The organism is Parasphingorhabdus sp. (genome assembly GCF_049667325.1).
Taxonomy (GTDB): domain Bacteria; phylum Pseudomonadota; class Alphaproteobacteria; order Sphingomonadales; family Sphingomonadaceae; genus Parasphingorhabdus.
The window spans coordinates 1-4,589 of sequence record NZ_JBATHY010000078.1; the positions used below are offsets into that span (position 1 = coordinate 1).

The following is a 4,589-nucleotide window of genomic DNA, read 5'->3' on the forward strand; positions in this document are numbered from 1 at the left end:
GGCGGGCTTGTCCGCCGAAGCCTTGGCGAAGGAGGATGAAACTCTCAGGTTCCGTGACAGAGGGGGCAGTTTTGCAGGGCTTTGCTGCGGGCTGTCTATTTGATGCGGAAATATGATGAGTGAAACCACAGAAAATCTGAAACAACTGCCACTAGGCGACTGGCATCGCAGCCTCGGCGCGCGGATGGTGCCGTTCGCCGGTTATGAAATGCCGGTGCAATATGAAGGCGTGATGGCCGAGCATATCTGGACCCGGACCGAGGCAGGCCTTTTCGACGTGTCGCACATGGGGCAGGTCCAGCTGACCGGCGAAGGCGCAGCCGATGCACTGGAGCGCATTACGCCGGGCAATCTGACTGCGCTGGCTGCCGGCAAAATCCGCTATACTTTGCTGCTCGCGCAGGATGGCGGGATATTGGACGATCTGATGGTCACCAATACCGGTCATCATCTCTATCTGGTGGTCAACGGCGCGACCAAGCATGATGACATCGCCTATCTGCAGGCACAATTGCCAGACAGCCTGACCCTCAACCATCTGGAAGATGCGGCGCTTTTGGCGCTGCAGGGGCCCAAGGCCGCGCAAGCGCTCGCCAGACTTGGTATTGATCCTTTCGAACCGGACTGGCCCTTGCCAACCGATCTCCATTTCATGGAAGCCGGTCCGTTTCTGTGGCGCGGTATCCCGCTCGGGATCAGCCGCTCGGGCTATACCGGCGAAGACGGCTTTGAAATCAGCGTGCCGGGCGAACATGCGGTAACTCTCGCAACCGCTTTGTCGGATTTGGAAGAAGTGCGGCCAATCGGTCTGGGCGCTCGCGACAGTCTCCGTTTGGAGGCTGGTTTGCCGCTTTACGGTCATGACATGAATCCCGACATATTGCCGGTCGAAGCCAATTTGAACTTTGCCCTTTCCAAGGCGCGGCGCGAGGAAGGTAATTTCGCCGGCGCGGAGCGGGTGCTCGCACAATATCCGGACAAGGCGGCGAAGAAACGTGTCGGACTGTTCGTCGACGGCCGCCAACCCGTCCGGGAAGGCGCTGCCGTGGTCGACGCAGCAGGCGCAACCATTGGCAATGTGACCAGCGGCGGTTTTTCGCCTACGCTCCAGCGACCTATTGCGATGGCCTATGTGCCGATGGAACTGTCGACAGCCGGAACCACCATCACGATCGAGCAACGCGGCAAGAATATTGCCTGTACCGTCGCCGATATGCCCTTTGTACCGCATAATTATCACCGCAAACCCAAGCTATAGATTGACAGGAAGAGGAAACGACCATGAGCCGATATTTTACCGAGGAACATGAATGGGTTGAAGTCGAAGGCGACACCGCAACCGTCGGGATTACCGACTATGCCCAGGAACAGCTGGGCGACATCGTGTTTATCGAAACACCGGAAGTCGGGACCGAACTGAGCCAGGGTGACGATGCTGCAGTGGTCGAATCGGTGAAGGCCGCGTCCGACGTCTATGCAGCGGTTTCCGGCGAAGTGATCGAAGTGAATGAAATGCTGGAAGAGGAGCCCGGACTGGTCAATTCCTCAGCCGAGGAAGACGGCTGGTTTTTCCGGATCACGCTGTCGGACAAGGACGAACTCGACGATCTGATGGACGAGAAAGCCTATAAGGCGTTTGTCGACGATCTGTAATGATTTGACCCTCCTCCTCGGAGGAAGGTCCAAAATTGAGGACTAAATATGCGTTATCTCCCGCTAACTCGCGACGACCGGCAATCGATGCTGGCCACCATCGGCGCAAAATCGGTCGACGATTTGTTTGTAGATGTCCCCCGGGAAGCCCAATTGACAGGACCGATCCACGGCCTCCCGATGCATGCGGGCGAGATGGCGGTGGAAGCGCATATGAAGGCGCTGGCGCGCAAGAATCACGCCGCTGGCGACATGCCGTTCTTCCTCGGGGCAGGAGCCTATCGCCACCATGTTCCGGCGAGTGTTGACCATATCATCCAGCGTGGGGAATTCCTGACCGCCTACACGCCTTATCAACCGGAAATCGCGCAGGGCACGTTGCAGACCCTGTTCGAATTCCAGACCCAGGTTGCCCGCCTGTTCGGTGTCGATGTCGCCAACGCCTCAATGTACGACGGCTCTACAGCTTGCTGGGAAGCAATCACGATGGCGCGGCGGATTACCAAACGCGGCAAGGCGATCCTGTCCTCGGGACTGCATCCTCATTATGTTTCGGTAGCCAGGACGATGGCGCGCTTCACAAAGGATGATCTGTCCTATCAAGCGCCGAGCCTTGAAGCCGCCACCGATGGTCAGAACTTGCTCGACCAGATTGATGACAAGACCAGCTGCGTCGTCGTACAATATCCCGATATATTGGGCCGGATCGGCAACCTCTCCGCCATCGCGGAAAAAGCGCATAAACATAAAGCATTGCTGATTGCCGTGGTCACCGAACCGGTCGCTCTCGGTGCAATCAAGTCGCCGGGCGAAATGGACGCGGATATCGTCGTCGGCGAAGGCCAGTCGCTGGGTGTCGGGCTGCAATTTGGCGGTCCCTATGTCGGGCTGTTCGGCTGCAAGCAAAAATATGTCCGGCAAATGCCGGGCCGGCTGTGCGGCGAGACCGTCGACGCCGAAGGCAAGCGCGGCTTTGTCCTGACGCTTTCGACCCGCGAGCAGCATATCCGCCGCGAAAAGGCGACGTCGAATATCTGCACCAACAGCGGACTGTGCGCGCTGGCGTTCACCGCGCACATGACCTTGCTCGGTGAGAAAGGCCTGCGCGAACTGGCCCTGCTCAATCACAAAAAGGCGGTGCAGGCAGCGGATCGGTTGTCTCGGATCAAAGGCGTGAACCTGATGAACGACAGCTTTTTCAACGAGTTCACTCTGGTGCTTGATACGGATTCGCGGCCTGTTGTGCGCCAGCTTGCCGATCAACGGATCCTGGCCGGTGTGTCCCTTGGCCGGCTTTATCCGGAACAGATGCCGCTCGCCAACGGATTGCTTGTTGCTGTGACAGAAACCTCGACGGAAAGCGAAGTCGAGGCCTTGGCCACTGCTCTTGAAGGAGCCCTGTCATGAACATGCTCGCCGAAGGACGCCCAACCAGGCAAGACGAGAATCTGGTCATGCCCGACCAGAATGTAATCACCACCCATACCGGCAATCGTGCGCTAATGGTCGACGAACCGCTGATCTTCGAAATCGGTTCTGCGGATCGCAGCGGCGTCGATTTCCCTGACGCACCGCAAGTGGAAAGCCGCTTCGGCGGTCTTGAGCGCGAAGCGCCGATCGCTATCCCCGGTCTGTCAGAGGGCGAAATGGTCCGCCATTACACCCGGCTCAGCCGTCAGAACTACGCCATCGACGTCGGCTTGTTCCCGCTCGGCAGCTGCACGATGAAACATAATCCGCGGCTCAACGAGAAAATAGCGCGGCTCAAGGGCTTTGCCGATATCCATCCGCTGCAGCCGATGGAAAGCGTGCAGGGCGCATTGGAATTGATCCACGAATTGGCTGATTGGCTGAAGAAGCTGACCGGCATGCCCGCCGTCGCGATGTCGCCAAAGGCAGGCGCGCACGGTGAGCTTTGCGGCATATTGGCGATTCGTTCGGCGCTGGAGGCGCGCGGCGATGCCCGCGAGGTTATTCTGGTACCGGAAAGCGCCCATGGCACCAATCCCGCGACTGCGGCCTTTGCCGGTTACAAGGTCGAAGATATCCCGGCCAATAGCGATGGTCGGGTTGATCTCGAAGCGTTGAAAGCGCGGCTCGGGCCCGATGTTGCCGGGGTGATGATTACCAATCCCAACACTTGCGGCCTGTTCGAGCCGGATATGAAAGCGATTTCCGATGCGGTGCATGCAGCGGGCGCTCTGGTCTATTGCGACGGCGCCAATTTCAACGCCATTGTCGGCCGCGTCCGTCCCGGCGATCTTGGCGTTGATGCCATGCATATCAATCTGCACAAGACCTTCTCCACGCCCCATGGCGGCGGCGGCCCCGGTTCCGGTCCGGTGGTCTTTTCCGAAGCTTTGGCGCCATTTGCGCCGCTGCCGATTGTCGAGAAAATGGATAACGGCCATTTCCGGCTGGTCGAGGAAGAAACCGCCGACGATAATCATGCCAACAGCTTTGGCCGGATGGTCGCCTTCCACGGCCAGATGGGCATGTTCACTCGCGCTTTGACCTATATGCTCAGCCACGGCGCGGACGGCCTGAAACAGGTTTCCGAAGATGCCGTACTCAACGCCAATTACATCCTGCGCAGTCTCGAAACCGTGCTTGATGCGCCGTTCGCCCATAGCGGGCCGTGTATGCACGAGGCGTTATTCTCGGACAAAGGTTTCACCAATGATCTGTCTACGCTCGATCTCGCCAAGGGCATGATCGACGAGGGCTATCATCCGATGACCATGTATTTCCCGCTGGTGGTTCATGGCGCGATGCTGGTCGAGCCGACCGAGACCGAGAGCAAGGCGGCGATTGACCAGTTTATCGGTGCGTTCCGGTCGGTTGCAGAACGGGCCAAGGCGGGTGACGAATTGCTGAAATCCGCTCCCCATTTCGCCCCGCGCCGCCGACTGGATGAAACGCAGGCGGCTCGCAAG

Annotated in this window: 4 protein-coding genes; all 4 read left to right on the forward strand. The window is 58.7% G+C overall.

Annotated elements, in window-relative coordinates; translation table 11 throughout:
- Positions 1-115 precede the first annotated feature (115 nt).
- Complete coding sequence (gene gcvT, locus WBM93_RS04385) at positions 116-1,258, forward strand: glycine cleavage system aminomethyltransferase GcvT (RefSeq protein ID WP_424428669.1); 1,143 nt, start codon at positions 116-118, stop codon at positions 1,256-1,258.
- A gap of 23 nt (positions 1,259-1,281) precedes the next feature.
- The gene (gene gcvH, locus WBM93_RS04390; RefSeq protein ID WP_424428671.1) at positions 1,282-1,653 is read left to right on the forward strand and encodes a glycine cleavage system protein GcvH; all 372 of its coding nucleotides are present in this window, start codon (positions 1,282-1,284) and stop codon (positions 1,651-1,653) included.
- 48 nt (positions 1,654-1,701) lie between these two features.
- Complete coding sequence (gene gcvPA / locus WBM93_RS04395) at positions 1,702-3,060, forward strand: aminomethyl-transferring glycine dehydrogenase subunit GcvPA (RefSeq protein WP_424428674.1); 1,359 nt, start codon at positions 1,702-1,704, stop codon at positions 3,058-3,060.
- A partial coding sequence (gcvPB, locus tag WBM93_RS04400; RefSeq protein ID WP_424428677.1) for an aminomethyl-transferring glycine dehydrogenase subunit GcvPB occupies positions 3,057-4,589 on the forward strand: 1,533 nt, incomplete at its 3' end. The genes gcvPA and gcvPB, both read left to right, overlap by 4 nt.